Below are 13,346 nucleotides of genomic sequence, written 5' to 3'. Positions count from 1 at the left end.
ATGCGTGGTGTTGTGCTTTATTTTATAGATGATAAAATGAGATGGCGTTGCCTCCCATAATGTTGTTTTGTGCTGTTGTTGATAGTTTGCTGATGTAGCTGGTGACGATGTTTTTCACCTGGGCATATTCCGCTGCCAGCAGGCAAACGGGCCAGTCGGAGCCAAACATGAGCCGGTCAGGACCGAAGCTCTCCAATACTACATCGAGGAATGGTTCGAAGTGTTCCTGTTGCCAGTGCTGCCAGTCGGCTTCGGTTACCAGTCCGCTGAGTTTACAGTATACATTGGGCGCCTGGGCGATGCGACGCATATAGGCAGCCCATTCGTTGAGTGCTCCGGTTTTGAAGTCCGGCTTGGCCACGTGATCGATCACGAAGCGGTGGTCCGGAAATTTTTCCACAAAAGCAGCCGTGGCGGCTAACTGTTTCGGATACACGAGGATATCGTAGGTAAATCCGAACTCCGCCAGCGCAGCGATGCCGCGGCAAAAATCTTCTCCCAGCAGGAAATTGGTGTCAGGTTCGCCCTGCACAATATGCCGGAAGCCTTTCAGCTTAGGATGAGCGGCATAAGCGGCCAGCCGGTCGCGTACACCGGGACCGCGCAGGTCTGTCCAGCCTACCACCCCTTTGATGAACGGATGTTTATCGGCCAGGTCCAGCAGGAAAGCGGTTTCGTTCTCCGACTGATCGGCCTGGACCGCCACGCAGCCGTGTACGCCGTTGGAGGCCAGCACGGGTTCCAGGTGTTCCGGAAAGAAATCCCTCCGGATAACCTGCATGGAATCATCTATCCAGGCGTCGCGGACGGGATCATACTGCCAGAAATGCTGATGTGCGTCGATTACCATTTGGTCACTTGGTTATTTGGTTATTTGACCATTTTACGGAATCCCATCAATGGCCAAATAACCAAATGAAAAAATATTACAATGAGAAAATCTTATCCATGATGATCCATTTCTCTCCCGGCTTGGCTACCGGCAAAGCCTGCTGGTATTTCCACATGAGCTGTTCCCATTCCTGTACGGTAGGATTGGCAGCATCCATGGCGCCTTTGGTTTCGAAAGAGAAAGTATCGTTCACTTCCATGATCATAAACAGGCGGTTGCCGGCGCGGTAGATCTCCATGTTTTCGATGCCGCTGTCGGTAATGCTTTTTTTGATCTCCGGCCATACATTGCGGTGATAGTCTTCATATTCGGCTATCAGCTGCGGATCGTTGACCAGGTCGAGTGCCAGACAATAACGTTTCATAGGCGGTTATTTATAGGCTACTACTGATTGTTTGGAAGTTCCCAGGCCATCGATGCCCAGTTCTACCACGTCACCTGCTTTCAGGTAAACCTGCGGGTTCATGCCGAGGCCTACGCCTGCCGGTGTACCGGTAGAGATCACATCACCCGGGAGCAGTGTCATGAACTGGCTCAGGTAGGAAACAATGTACTGCACGTTGAAGATGAAGTTGGACGTGTTGCCGTCCTGCATTTTCTGCCCGTTAACGGTGAGCCATAAACGCAGATTGTTGACGTCTTTGATTTCATCTTTGGTAGCCAGCCACGGGCCCATCGGCGCGAAGGTGTCGCAGCTTTTTCCTTTTACCCATTGACCATTTCTTTCCAGCTGGAAGGCGCGCTCGCTGTAGTCGTTGTGCAGGCAATAACCGGCCACGTAGTCCAGTGCGTCTTTTTCTTCCACATAGGAGGCTTTTTTACCGATTACCACGGCCAGTTCCACTTCCCAGTCGGTTTTTTCGCTGTTACGTGGAATCACCAGGTCATCGTTCGGACCTACCAGTGCCGTAGTGCTTTTGAAGAACACGATTGGTTCTGTCGGGATCGGAGCATTGGTTTCGCGGGCGTGGTCAGCGTAGTTCAGACCGATGCACACGATTTTGGACGGCCGTTGCAGCGGTGCGCCCAGACGGGTGCCGGCAGGTACCTGCGGGCAGGAAGCGCCGTGCTGTTCCCACCATTGGGACAGGCGTTCCAGGCCGTTGGTAGCCAGAAATTGTTCTCCAAAATCTTCTCCAAAAGCGCTGACGTCAAACATGCCTGCTGCTGTAACAATGCCCGGCTTTTCTTGTCCCGGTAAACCAAACCTGATCAGTTTCATTTCAATATTTTTAATTGTTATCCTTTAGTCTTTCTTGATTTCTTTCAGTGTTTTCACCTGTAAGCGACCGTTTTCCACCTTCAGGTCGATGAAGGGTTCTGCCTTGCCATCTTTCACCAGTGAGAAGTATACATGGTCAGCATCGGATGTTTGCTGGATGGTTGGCTGATAACCCGTGGGGATGCCGATGTACATGCTTTTGCGTACGCCGCCGAATTCCACATACAGTTCCACGCTGTCGGGACTGTTGTCCGGTCTGATTTCCGCCACGAAATCGGCGATGATCATACCTGACTGCATGTTTTTGCTGTACTTTTTGGTCAGCTCCGCAGAAGCGGACACTTTACCCAGGCCCATGGTGTTTTCCATGTATTCCCAGATACGTTTCGGCGGAGCAGTGGCCCACAGTATTTTCAGGTCTCCTTTATCATCCTGGCTGGCATGGTAATACCTTACAGCATGATTCGCCTTCAGTACGCCGATGTAGGCGCTGTTAGGCTCGTCCCACAAGACTTTAAACAGTTCCGCATCGGGTGCATCTTTCAGGACGGTCTGTTCAAATGATTTTTCTTTTTTCAGATCTTTTATCTGAAACTTAATGGTGATCTGCTGGGTGTCTTTATCTCTGCCTGTGATAGCTACTTCCACAGCGCCTGCAGGAGTAGCAGGTACCAGTGCTGCAGCCGTATCGGCGCCGTTATTCTTTTTTCCGGTTCCCGAATTACAGGCGGTAAAGGCTACTACTGCCAGCCCTGCCAGCCATACACGAAAATGTTGCATAATCGTTATTAATGATTGATGAATGAATAGATTGAAAGATAATAACCTTCAGCTAGATTCATCACATTCAATCTATTAATTATTTAACCTGATAAAACCGCCATCAATCGGGTAGTCGCATCCGGTAATGAAACCAGCCTCATCGGAGCAGAGGTAAAGGGCCAGGTGACCAACTTCCACCGGCTTCGCCATACGGCCTATCGGCTGCGTTTTGCTCAGTTTATCGAACATTTCCGCTTCTTTGCCGGGATAGTTTTTAGCGAGGAACCCGTCCACGAATGGGGTGTGTACCCTTGCCGGAGAGATGCAGTTGCAACGGATGTTGCTACCGAGGTAATCTTTGGCAGCAGACAGCGTCATGGTGAGTACCGCGCCTTTGCTCATAGAGTAGGCGAATCTGTCGGGGATGCCCACGCTGGAAGCGATGGAAGCGATATTGAGTATCACGCCGCCGCCCTGTGTTTTCATTTGTTTGATCACCGCATACATGCAGTTATAGGTGCCTTTCACATTTACCTGGTACACCCGGTCGAAATCCTGCTCACCGGTATTTTCCAGATTGCCGACATGTGCAATGCCGGCGCAGTTTACCAGGATGTCCAGTTTACCGGCCTGCTGCACAATGCTGTCCATCACGTTGATCACCGCTGCCTGGTCGGCCACGTTGCAGGCATGTACTTCCGCCTGTCCGCCTGCCGCCCTGATTTCTTCTGCCGTGCTCCGGCCCCCTTCTTCATTCAGTTCAATAATATGCACCCTTGCACCCTGGGCGCCAAAGCATTTTGCGATCGCCTGTCCTATGCCGCTACCACCACCGGTGATAACCGCCACTTTGTGATCTAATCTGAACAGCTCCATATTAAAAAATTTAAGGGTTCTAAAATACCTATTTTACCAAGCGGTTTGCAATTGTATTTTCACTGTATTTCATACTTTCTTGCCTAATTTTCGCAAAATTCAATAATTTCCGGAGCAAATGAACGACTTTTTATCATTTGAGACCATGAGAAAACTGATCTTGACAGCACTGCTGGGAAGCCTTTTACATCAGGCCGGCGCCCAGCAGATCAAACCCAATAAATACGGCCTGCTGGTATTGGGTACCCATGCGCAATATACCCAACTGGTAAAAAAGGACAGCAGCCAGCAGCTGGTGGACCTGGAGACTTTTATCCCGCATATCCGTAAGGACGTGCGATACGCCACCACCAACAACTTCACCCATCAACAACTCTATACCAACACGAAGATCTACCTGCGCCGGCCTGCCGCCGAGAAGCTGAAAGCCGTACAGGCAGCGCTGAACAAAAAAGGCTATACCCTGCTGATATACGATGCTTACCGTCCTTACCGTGTTACTGAAGCGATGTTCAGGATTGTGCCCAACGACCTGTATGCCGCCGATCCACGCAAAGGGTCCGGGCATAACCGGGGCGTAGCCGTAGACCTGTCCATGGCAGACCTTAAAACCGGAAAACCCGTAGCGATGCCTACCGACTTTGACGACTTCACTAAAAAAGCGCATGAGAACTATGTCCCTTCCGACCCAACGGTAACGGCTAACCGCAAACTGCTGCGTGAGACGATGAAACAACACGGTTTTAAAGGGTCCAGCACCGAGTGGTGGCATTTTTATCTCCCTGATTATAAAAAATATCCGCTGATGGATATTTTGTCGCCCCAGGGCTGAAGCCCTGGGCTACGATGTGGTCCAGGGTGTTTATGCGTTATAAGCCAGTAGTTCATGGTATGATCACGGTATCTATGCGGTCGCTGGTGTTATTCCATTTGTAGTAATAGGCGCCGGGGGCTGGTGTTTTGAACGCGTAGGCCACATGGCGCTGCAAAGCCGTGCCAACGCATTCACAATCCGTTTTGGCTTCCGGTACGCTGATCATATGAACATTGGCGGAATCCCGTTCCTGAAGCCCTTTATAAATGTAACACGAACCGGAAATATAGTACAGGTTATACCGGATGCTGTCCGTAGTACCCGCCATCCGTGTGGCTTTTAAGGTTGGAGCATCTGTGCCGCAGGTCTTCTTTTTGCACCCCGCGATCGTCAGTAGCAAACAACAAAAGATAGGAATACATTTCATAAACAAGGGGATTTTTAGATTTGGGTCACAGATAAAACGCCCCCTATGCTACCAGGTTACAGATATTTCAAAAAAACGGCGTTGCAGTCAGTTACTGCAACGCCGTTTTTCCTGTTGAATATCGCTTATTAATGTATCACGACGGTGTCAATAGCGCCATTAAATGGCCCCCATTTGTAGTAGTAGGTGCCGGGGCCCGGTGTTTTAACGGCAAATGGCCGTTCTGTTCTTTGAAGCGTGTCTGTACAATCGCATGACTCGAAGAAACTTTTGATGTACACCACATGAACACCGGCGGAATCAAATTCTTTAAACCCGGAAAAACGCTCACAACGGGAGGTATAATAACTCAGGTTAAACCGGATACTGTCAGCAGTCCCTTCTACGCGGGACGCTTTTATGGGAGGATAATTCTCCGATGTGCAGGTAGTTTTGTGGCACGCAGCGGCAGCAAGGCATACAATGCCCAACAAGACATGGTTAAATTTCATACTGTGTAGTTTAAATGACTCTAGTTGATTCGTGTGAACGCAGTCAACAAAAACCATGCTACACAAAAAACGGAGTTGCCGGTTATTCACCGCAACTCCGTTGTACGTTCTGTTGGCAATAGTTAGTATATCTTGTTGAGCGCGTCTACATAGGCGTGAACAGAGGCATTCACGATATCGGTAGAGTAACCGAAACCATAGAACGACTGGCCGTTGTGTTTTACGCGCATATTTACTTTGCTGACATCTTCACTGCCGCCATGCATCGCCTGAATGCTGAATTCATCCAGTTCGATATCATCTTTGATGATAGCGTGGATAGCGTTGATGGTAGCGTTTACAGGACCGTTACCGGCTGCACTGGCTTCCCGGTCTTCGCCGTTGATGCGCAGTTTCACGGTAGCCATCGGGCGCAGCGGATCACCGCATACCACCTGTAACAAGGTTACTTTAATGGCTTTGTCACCATAGTTTTTGCTATCACCATCGCCCATCAGCTGCAGCAGGTCAGCGTCGTTGATTTCTTTTTTGTTGTCTGCCATTTCGAGGAAACGTTGGTACACTTCGTCGAGGTTGATCTTATCCATTTTGTAGCCCAGGCGCTCGAGGTGGTGTTTGAGGGCATGGCGACCGCTGCGGGCGGTGAGGATAATGGCGTTGGAGTTGATGCCTACGTCTTCCGGATTGAGGATTTCGTAGTTCTCACGATGTTTCAGCACACCATCCTGGTGGATACCGGAGCTGTGTGCGAAGGCGTTGCGGCCTACGATGGCTTTGTTGGCCTGTACCGGCATGCGCATCATTTTCTCTACCAGCGTGCTGATTTCGTAGATGCCTTTAGAGTTGATATTGGTATGATATCCCAGTCCGTGGTGTGTTTTCAGGATCATGGCCACTTCTTCGAGGGAGGTGTTACCGGCGCGTTCGCCGATACCGTTGATCGTACATTCCACCTGGCGGGCGCCGTTCATTACGCCGGCGATGGTGTTGGCAGTAGCCAGACCGAGATCGTTGTGGCAGTGAACGGAGATAATGGCTTTATCAATATTGGAGACGTGTTCTGTCAGGTATTTGATTTTAGCGCCGTACTGGTCGGGCAGGCAGTAGCCGTTGGTGTCGGGGATGTTCACGGTAGTGGCGCCGGCAGCGATCACCGCTTCGATCATCTGTGCGAGGAAGGCGTTGTCAGCGCGACCTGCGTCTTCCGCAAAAAATTCCACGTCATCGGTGAATTTGCGGGCGTATTTCACGGCAGCTACCGCGCGTTCCACAATCTGTTCGCGGGTGCTGTTGAATTTATGTTTGATGTGGATATCTGAAGAGCCGATACCGGTATGGATACGCTTGCGTTTAGCATAGCGGAGCGCTTCTGCTGCCGCGTCGATATCGGTGGTGTTAGCACGGGTGAGAGCGCAGATAACGGGTTCAGTAACCGCTTTGGATATTTCCACCACGCTCTGGAAATCGCCGGGGCTGGAGATAGGGAAGCCGGCTTCGATGATATCTACACCCAGTGCTTCCAGTTTTTTCGCTACAATAATTTTTTCGACGGTAGTCAGCTGGCAACCAGGAACCTGTTCGCCATCACGCAGGGTGGTATCAAAGACGTATACACGATTTTTATCCATGATAGTGTAATATTTTCGATGAAGAAATTAGTTCAGGTTTTCCAGGACTTTAGCGCCCATGGCGTCTGTGCCCATGATGAATTCGTTCTCGGTGTGTTTGTTGGCGATATCCATTGTTCTGTAGCCCTGGCGGAGCGTTGCTTCCACCGCTTTGATCACGCGCTGTGATTCGGTTTTAAGGCCGAAGGAAATGTCGAGCATGAGGGCAGCAGACAGGATGGATGCCAGCGGATTGGCGATGCCTTTACCGGCGATATCATGTGCAGAACCGTGGATAGGCTCGTAGAATCCTACGGTATCTCCTACGGATGCAGAAGCCAGCATACCCATAGAGCCAGCGATCTGGGAGGCCTCGTCGGTCAGGATATCACCGAAGAGGTTACCTGTTACCACTACGTCAAAACGTTTCGGGTCTTTGATCAGCTGCATGGCAGCGTTGTCGATGAACATATGTTCTGTTTCCACGTCGGGATATTCTTTGGCCACTTCCTGCATCACTTCTCTCCACAGACGGCTGGCCTCCAGTACGTTGGCTTTGTCTACAGAGCAGAGTTTTTTGCGGCGGGTGCGGGCAGCCTCATAAGCTTTACGGGCGATGCGTTCCACTTCATAACGATGATAGATCATCAGATCGGAAGCGGTGTTGCGGTCTTCTGTTCTTTTCTTTTCGCCGAAATACACGTCGCCGGTGAGTTCGCGGAAGAAGAGGATGTCGGAGCCGCGGAGTATTTCCGGTTTGATGCTGGAAGCTTCCAGCAGTTCGTCGAACAGCTTGATAGGGCGTAGGTTAGCGTACAGGCCCAGTTCCTTGCGGATCTTCAGCAGGCCTTGTTCCGGTCTTACCTTCAGCGTGGGATCGTTGTCATATTTCGCGTGGCCGATGGCGCCAAACAGGATAGCATCGCTGCTTTTAGCCTTCTGCAGCGTTTCTTCAGGCAGCGGGTCGCCGGTGGCTTCGATGGCCACGTGGCCCATGATACCTTCTTCAAACGTAAACGTGTGGTGATAGTTAGCAGCGATGGCAGTCAGTACTTTCTGTCCCCAGGTGGTTACTTCCTGGCCTATGCCGTCGCCGGGTATTACCAATATTTTCTTCTCTACGCCCATACAGGATGTTGCTTTTATGTTGTTGTTTTAGTGATTGTTAGAAGTTGAATGCTCTGGTGCCTTCGTATTTTTCGATGTCCTGACGGAGGCTCAGGAGGTAGTCGATATCATCGTAACCATTACGCAGACATGTTTTTTTGTAAGCATTGATATCGAAATTTTCCTGTTCACCGGTGGCTACAATACGGATAAACTGGTTTTCCAGGTCTACCTCTATCTCTGCTTTCGGATCTGCTTCGATGGCTTTGAAAACCTGGTCGAGGAAGGTTTCGCTGACCTGTACCGGCAGGATGAAGTTGTTGAGCGCATTGTTCTTGAAGATATCCGCGAAGAAGCTGCTCACTACCACTTTAAAACCGTAATCGGCGATGGCCCATGCGGCGTGCTCACGGGAAGAGCCGCAGCCGAAGTTCTTACCTGCCACCAGAATTTTACCGCTGTACAGAGGATTGTTGAGCGCAAAATCAGCTTTAGGCTGATTATTGGCATCGAAGCGCCAGTCGCGGAACAGGTTTTCGCCAAAACCTTCCCGGGTGGTAGCTTTCAGGAAGCGTGCCGGGATGATCTGGTCGGTATCAATATTTTCAATGGGTACAGGTACCGCAGCGGAAACAAGATGTTGAAATATTTTACTCATAATAATGTCTGTTTAGATTTTTATGGCGGCTACACGCAGTCTCACATAGTCTGCATAGAGCTGTCCGTCGCGGGTCACCTGCGGGGCCAGCTCCTGCTGCACCTGTTGCAGGATAGCCTGTTTGTCATTTTCCGGGACGTTCGCAAAAAAGTGGCTGCCGAACATCTCCAGCCAGTCGATGATACCATTGGCTGCATCGGCCAGTTGAGTAGGGCGGTCAAAGAAATGGACCCTTTCCACCCGGAAGCCGGCGTTTTCCAGCAGGGTGGCATATTCACCCGGAGAAGGGAAATACCAGAAGGGCACATAGTGATAACCTTTGGCCTGCATTACCCTGTCGAGCGTACGCAGGATGCTGTCCACATTTCCTTTACCGCCCATTTCGATGATGAGGCGGCCGCCTTTCTTCAGCTGTGCGTGCATCCGGCTGATGGCTTTTTCTTTTTCCCGTACCCAGTGCAGGGTAGCGTTGGAGAAGATGGCATCGAACTGTTGCGGCAGCGTGAAGCTGGTGGCGTCGCCTACTTCAAAGGTCACTTCCGGAAATGACCGCCTTGCGGTGGCTATCATCTCTGGCGAAGCATCGAGACCGGTAACGTGGGCGCCGGTAGCTGCCAGTTGAGCAGTGAGTTCTCCGGTGCCGCAGCCCAGATCGAGGATGGTTTCCCCGGTCTGTGGTTGCAACCAGTCACCGATCAGGCTGTTGCCATATTCAAACACGAAGGCGTGTTTTGTTTTATATAAGTCGGCGTCCCAGATCATTTTCGAATTTTGATATTTTGGAATTTCGATATTTAGAAATTGTCTCTTACATCGGTCACCCGGCCGGTGAGGGCTGCGGCAGCTGCGGTAAGCGGGCTGGCCAGGAAGGTGCGGGCGTTAGGGCCCTGGCGACCTTCAAAGTTGCGGTTGGACGTAGAGATGCAGTACATGCCAGCTGGCACTTTGTCTTCGTTCATGGCGAGGCAGGCGGAGCATCCTGGTTCGCGGAGCTGGAAACCGGCTTCTGCAAACACTTTATCGATACCTTCTTCTATGGCCTGTGCTTCCACCTGTTTGGAGCCGGGCACGATCCATACCACCACATCGTCGGCTTTGCGTTTGCCTTTTACATAATCGGCCACCAGGCGGAGGTCTTCGATACGGGAGTTGGTACAGCTACCGATGAACACATAGTCGATTTTTTTGCCGAGCAGCGCGCTGCCTGGTTCGAGGTCCATGTATTCCAGTGATTTTTTGAAAGATGGTCTTTCTTTCTCTTCCACCTGGTCCAGTGCCGGGATATGCTGGGTAACGCCCATGCCCATACCGGGATTGGTGCCGTAGGTAATTTGTGGTTCGATATCAGCGGCGTCGAAGGTGAGTACTTTATCAAACCGGGCGTCGTTGTCGGAGAAGAGTGTTTTCCAATAAGCGAGCGCTTTGTCCCAGTCGGCGCCCTGTGGAGCGAACTGGCGTCCTTTAATATAGCTGAACGTGGTCTCATCCGGAGCAATGAGGCCGCCGCGGGCGCCCATTTCGATGCTCATATTACAGATGGTCATACGGGCTTCCATGCTGAGGTTGCGGATAGCGTCGCCGGCATATTCCACGAAATAGCCGGTAGCGCCGGAAGCGGATATTTTAGAGATGATATAGAGGATGATATCTTTAGACAGCACTCCTTTTTTCAGGGTACCGTTCACCTCTATTTTCATGCGTTTAGGTTTGTATTGCAGGATACACTGGGTGGCCAGTACCTGTTCCACTTCGGAGGTGCCGATACCGAAGGCTACGGCGCCGAAGGCACCGTGGGTGCTGGTATGGCTGTCGCCGCACACGATGGTCATGCCTGGCAGGGTGATGCCCAGTTCAGGGCCGATAACGTGTACGATGCCCTGGTAGGGATGACCGAGGCCGTACAGCTCCACCCCGAATTCCGCTGTGTTTTTGGTGAGCATCTCTACCTGATGGCGGCTCCGGGCCTCCTTGATCGGCAGGTGCTGGTCCAGCGTAGGTACGTTGTGGTCGGCGGTAGCCCTGGTCTTCTGCGGGCGGAATACCGGGATGCCGCGTTTGCGAAGGCCGTCGAATGCCTGGGGACTGGTTACTTCATGGATAAAGTGCGTGTTGATATACACCGCGTCCGGATGTTCCGGCTTACTCATCACGATATGGCTGTCCCAGATCTTATCAAATAACGTTTTTCCCATCCTTAATGCTTTCCTTTTAAATTGTTTATACCTTCAAATCTAATGGGCAATATTTAATTGCCATATCGCTAAATTTGCTATAATTACAACTTTTAAAATAGGTTGATATACATCAACAAATTGTATATCAATTACTTATAAGAATTTATTAACGATGCCCAACAGCCAAAGTGATGCTTTATTCATATTAATAAAAACGCTAACTAAAGCCGAAAAGCGGAATTTTCAGCTGGCATTTAATAAGAATAATACCAAAGACGACGTATTGTTCATTCAGCTGTTCAATACGTTGGACAAAATGAAGGACTACGACGAGGAGCAGATATTGAAGAAAGTGCCGGACCTGAAGAAGCAGCAGTTATCCAATGTAAAGGCACACCTGTATAAGCACCTGCTCTCGAGCCTGCGACAGCTGTATAAACAGAAAGACCCGCTGATAGACCTGCGGGAACAGCTGGACCATGCCCGGGTGCTCTATAATAAAGGACTGTACAACCAGAGCCTCAAAGTACTGGCCAAAGCCAAAACCATGGCACTGGAGCAGGAAGAAGTGATGATGAGCTACGAGATTGTGGAGTTTGAGAAGCTGATTGAATCCCGGCATATCACCAGAAGCCTCGAAAACCGGGCAGAAGCCCTCAGTTCCGAGTCCCGCCAGATAGAGCATCAGCTCACGCATATCAGTCGACTGAGCACGCTCTCCCTCCGCATGTACGGTCTATACCTGAAACTGGGGCATGCCCGCAACGAGCGGGACGCCGACATGGTGAAATCATTCTTTGAAGGCCAGCTGCCGCAGCGCGACGCTTCGCAGATGAGCTTCTATGAGAAAATATACCTGTACCAGGCCTCCTGCTGGTACTACTATATCCTGCAGGACTTTGTGATGTATTACCGGTATACGCAGAAATGGGTAGACCTGTTTAAACAGTACCCCAGGTTGCAGCAGACCGACATGGACCTGTACATCAAAGCACAGCATAACCTGCTGACCGCCCACTTCTATACGTCCAATTTTGAGAAGTTCAAGTCTGCCTTGTGTGACCTGGAAACGTTTATCCGGGCCAATGAAGAGAGTTTTCATGAGAATACGCGCACCTCAGCATTTGTATACCTGTACACCGCCAAAATCAACCGTTACTTCCTGGAAGGCACTTTCAGCCAGGGTTTGGCCATGGTACCAGAGCTGGAGTCAGAGATCAGCAACCACACGCTGAAAATAGATCAGCACCGGGTGTTGGTGTTTTACTATAAGATCGCCTGCCTGTATTTCGGTAGCGGTGATAACAGCAAAGCTATTTTTTATCTCAACAAAATCATCAACCTGAAGATCGGCAACCTGCGCGCCGATATTCAGTGTTTTGCCCGTATACTGCATCTTATCGCGCACTACGAACTGGAGAATTACAGTCTCGTAGAATATCTGATCAAATCCGTTTACCACTTCATCTCCAAACACAAAGACCTTGGACTGGTGATGGAAGCGATCATGAAGTTCCTGCGCCGTTATATTTACGCCAATCCCAAAGAGCTGCGCAGCGCCTTTGTGGACCTGAAAGACAGGCTGGAACAGATCTCTGAAGATCCTTACGAACGCCGGTCGTTCCTGTATCTGGACATCATCTCGTGGCTGGAAAGCAAGATCGAGAACATCCCTGTGCAGGAAGTCATTCACCGGAAGTTCATCAATAAAGAAAGAAGAATTTAATCATTAAAACAGTCCAATGTCTGTCGAAAAAAAGTATCATTTTATTGCCTTCTGTGGCAGCCTCAGAAAAGGGTCCTACAACGAGATGGCGCTCAAAGCCATGCAAATGCTGGCACCATCACACATCACTATTGAGCAGGTTTTTTACGACCACGTTCCCATGTATAACGCCGACGTACATACGGAGTTGCTGGAGCAGGTAGTACCTATTGCGGAGAAAATACAAGCCTCCGACGGCGTTATTTTTGTTTCACCGGAATACAACTACTCTGTTCCCGGGGGGCTGAAAAACGTGATAGACGTGCTTTCCAGACACCCCGACAAACCGTTCAACGAGAAGGCCGTAGCTATTCTGGGCGCCAGTCAGGGCAACGTAGGCACTGCACGTATGCAGTACCATCTGCGGCAGGTGATGGTGTTCCTCAATGCCCATGTGGTGAACAAACCGGAAATCATGATTGCCAATGCACAGCATAAGTTTGACGAAACCGGCAATCTGACAGACGAATTTATCCGTAAACAATTACCGCTGATGCTGGAATCACTGGCCGCGCTGAGCGATCGTTTTCCTCGTGAGGGAAAATAAATCA

15 protein-coding genes are annotated in these 13,346 nt (G+C 50.4%); 3 read left to right on the top strand and 12 right to left on the bottom strand.

The features are described 5' to 3' along the window. Positions 1-22 precede the first annotated feature (22 nt). The 5 genes from ICL55_RS26960 to ICL55_RS26940 form a co-directional block, all read right to left on the bottom strand. A complete protein-coding gene (locus ICL55_RS26960; protein ID WP_188103450.1) occupies positions 23-850 on the bottom strand; it encodes an amidohydrolase family protein in 828 nt (275 codons plus the stop codon). A gap of 76 nt (positions 851-926) precedes the next feature. Next, positions 927-1,256, bottom strand: a complete 330-nt coding sequence (locus ICL55_RS26955) for an L-rhamnose mutarotase (RefSeq protein WP_188103448.1) — start codon at positions 1,254-1,256, stop codon at positions 927-929. Between the two features lie 6 nt (positions 1,257-1,262). Further along, entirely contained in the window at positions 1,263-2,114 is an 852-nt protein-coding gene (locus ICL55_RS26950) for a fumarylacetoacetate hydrolase family protein (RefSeq protein ID WP_188103446.1), read from the bottom strand. Positions 2,115-2,138: 24 nt separating this feature from the next. Then, on the bottom strand, positions 2,139-2,894 hold the full coding sequence (locus ICL55_RS26945) for a hypothetical protein (protein WP_188103443.1): 756 nt from the start codon (positions 2,892-2,894) through the stop codon (positions 2,139-2,141). Positions 2,895-2,969: 75 nt separating this feature from the next. After that, positions 2,970-3,752, bottom strand: coding sequence for an SDR family NAD(P)-dependent oxidoreductase (locus ICL55_RS26940; protein WP_223151619.1), 783 nt, complete (start codon positions 3,750-3,752; stop codon positions 2,970-2,972). Between the two features lie 145 nt (positions 3,753-3,897). On the opposite strand from ICL55_RS26940, the gene ICL55_RS26935 reads away from it, so the two are divergent. Continuing rightward, positions 3,898-4,584 carry a M15 family metallopeptidase gene (locus ICL55_RS26935; protein WP_188103440.1) on the top strand — a complete coding sequence of 229 codons (687 nt, stop codon included), beginning with the start codon at positions 3,898-3,900 and terminating at the stop codon, positions 4,582-4,584. 52 nt (positions 4,585-4,636) lie between these two features. On the opposite strand, the gene ICL55_RS26930 is transcribed toward ICL55_RS26935, so the two are convergent. The 7 genes from ICL55_RS26930 to leuC form a co-directional block, all read right to left on the bottom strand. Further along, positions 4,637-4,993 (bottom strand): hypothetical protein, encoded by a 357-nt coding sequence (locus ICL55_RS26930; RefSeq protein WP_188103438.1) that lies wholly within the window; start codon positions 4,991-4,993, stop codon positions 4,637-4,639. 128 nt (positions 4,994-5,121) lie between these two features. Next, positions 5,122-5,484 (bottom strand): hypothetical protein, encoded by a 363-nt coding sequence (locus tag ICL55_RS26925; protein WP_188103436.1) that lies wholly within the window; start codon positions 5,482-5,484, stop codon positions 5,122-5,124. Between the two features lie 122 nt (positions 5,485-5,606). Further along, positions 5,607-7,112, bottom strand: a complete 1,506-nt coding sequence (locus ICL55_RS26920; protein WP_188103434.1) for a 2-isopropylmalate synthase — start codon at positions 7,110-7,112, stop codon at positions 5,607-5,609. A 27-nt stretch (positions 7,113-7,139) separates the two neighbouring features. Further along, positions 7,140-8,219, bottom strand: coding sequence for a 3-isopropylmalate dehydrogenase (gene leuB / locus ICL55_RS26915; protein WP_188103431.1), 1,080 nt, complete (start codon positions 8,217-8,219; stop codon positions 7,140-7,142). Between the two features lie 37 nt (positions 8,220-8,256). Then, positions 8,257-8,856 carry a 3-isopropylmalate dehydratase small subunit gene (gene leuD / locus ICL55_RS26910; protein WP_188103429.1) on the bottom strand — a complete coding sequence of 200 codons (600 nt, stop codon included), beginning with the start codon at positions 8,854-8,856 and terminating at the stop codon, positions 8,257-8,259. 12 nt (positions 8,857-8,868) lie between these two features. Beyond that, entirely contained in the window at positions 8,869-9,618 is a 750-nt protein-coding gene (locus tag ICL55_RS26905) for a methyltransferase domain-containing protein (protein WP_188103427.1), read from the bottom strand. A 32-nt stretch (positions 9,619-9,650) separates the two neighbouring features. Further along, positions 9,651-11,048: a 3-isopropylmalate dehydratase large subunit gene (gene leuC, locus ICL55_RS26900; protein ID WP_188103424.1), complete on the bottom strand. Its 1,398-nt coding sequence runs from the start codon at positions 11,046-11,048 to the stop codon at positions 9,651-9,653. 154 nt (positions 11,049-11,202) lie between these two features. Between leuC and ICL55_RS26895 the strand changes: the two genes are divergently transcribed. Together ICL55_RS26895 and ICL55_RS26890 are read left to right on the top strand one after the other, a co-directional pair. Beyond that, a complete protein-coding gene (locus ICL55_RS26895) occupies positions 11,203-12,756 on the top strand; it encodes a hypothetical protein (protein WP_168869649.1) in 1,554 nt (517 codons plus the stop codon). 16 nt (positions 12,757-12,772) lie between these two features. Then, positions 12,773-13,342, top strand: a complete 570-nt coding sequence (locus ICL55_RS26890; protein WP_188103422.1) for an NADPH-dependent FMN reductase — start codon at positions 12,773-12,775, stop codon at positions 13,340-13,342. Positions 13,343-13,346 lie beyond the last annotated feature (4 nt).

Source organism: Chitinophaga varians, from assembly GCF_014529945.1.
In the GTDB taxonomy this organism is placed as follows: Bacteria; Bacteroidota; Bacteroidia; order Chitinophagales; family Chitinophagaceae; genus Chitinophaga; species Chitinophaga varians.
Note: the sequence above shows the minus strand (reverse complement) of the source record. Positions and strands in the feature narration are given on the sequence as shown.

Coding starts and splice junctions, on each gene's coding strand:
- ICL55_RS26960 (WP_188103450.1), bottom strand. CDS start 850: ATGGTAATCGACGCACATCAGCATTTCTGGCAGTATGATCCCGTCCGC.
- ICL55_RS26955 (WP_188103448.1), bottom strand. CDS start 1,256: ATGAAACGTTATTGTCTGGCACTCGACCTGGTCAACGATCCGCAGCTG.
- ICL55_RS26950 (WP_188103446.1), bottom strand. CDS start 2,114: ATGAAACTGATCAGGTTTGGTTTACCGGGACAAGAAAAGCCGGGCATT.
- ICL55_RS26945 (WP_188103443.1), bottom strand. CDS start 2,894: ATGCAACATTTTCGTGTATGGCTGGCAGGGCTGGCAGTAGTAGCCTTT.
- ICL55_RS26940 (WP_223151619.1), bottom strand. CDS start 3,752: ATGGAGCTGTTCAGATTAGATCACAAAGTGGCGGTTATCACCGGTGGT.
- ICL55_RS26935 (WP_188103440.1), top strand. CDS start 3,898: ATGAGAAAACTGATCTTGACAGCACTGCTGGGAAGCCTTTTACATCAG.
- ICL55_RS26930 (WP_188103438.1), bottom strand. CDS start 4,993: ATGAAATGTATTCCTATCTTTTGTTGTTTGCTACTGACGATCGCGGGG.
- ICL55_RS26925 (WP_188103436.1), bottom strand. CDS start 5,484: ATGAAATTTAACCATGTCTTGTTGGGCATTGTATGCCTTGCTGCCGCT.
- ICL55_RS26920 (WP_188103434.1), bottom strand. CDS start 7,112: ATGGATAAAAATCGTGTATACGTCTTTGATACCACCCTGCGTGATGGC.
- leuB (WP_188103431.1), bottom strand. CDS start 8,219: ATGGGCGTAGAGAAGAAAATATTGGTAATACCCGGCGACGGCATAGGC.
- leuD (WP_188103429.1), bottom strand. CDS start 8,856: ATGAGTAAAATATTTCAACATCTTGTTTCCGCTGCGGTACCTGTACCC.
- ICL55_RS26905 (WP_188103427.1), bottom strand. CDS start 9,618: ATGATCTGGGACGCCGACTTATATAAAACAAAACACGCCTTCGTGTTT.
- leuC (WP_188103424.1), bottom strand. CDS start 11,048: ATGGGAAAAACGTTATTTGATAAGATCTGGGACAGCCATATCGTGATG.
- ICL55_RS26895 (WP_168869649.1), top strand. CDS start 11,203: ATGCCCAACAGCCAAAGTGATGCTTTATTCATATTAATAAAAACGCTA.
- ICL55_RS26890 (WP_188103422.1), top strand. CDS start 12,773: ATGTCTGTCGAAAAAAAGTATCATTTTATTGCCTTCTGTGGCAGCCTC.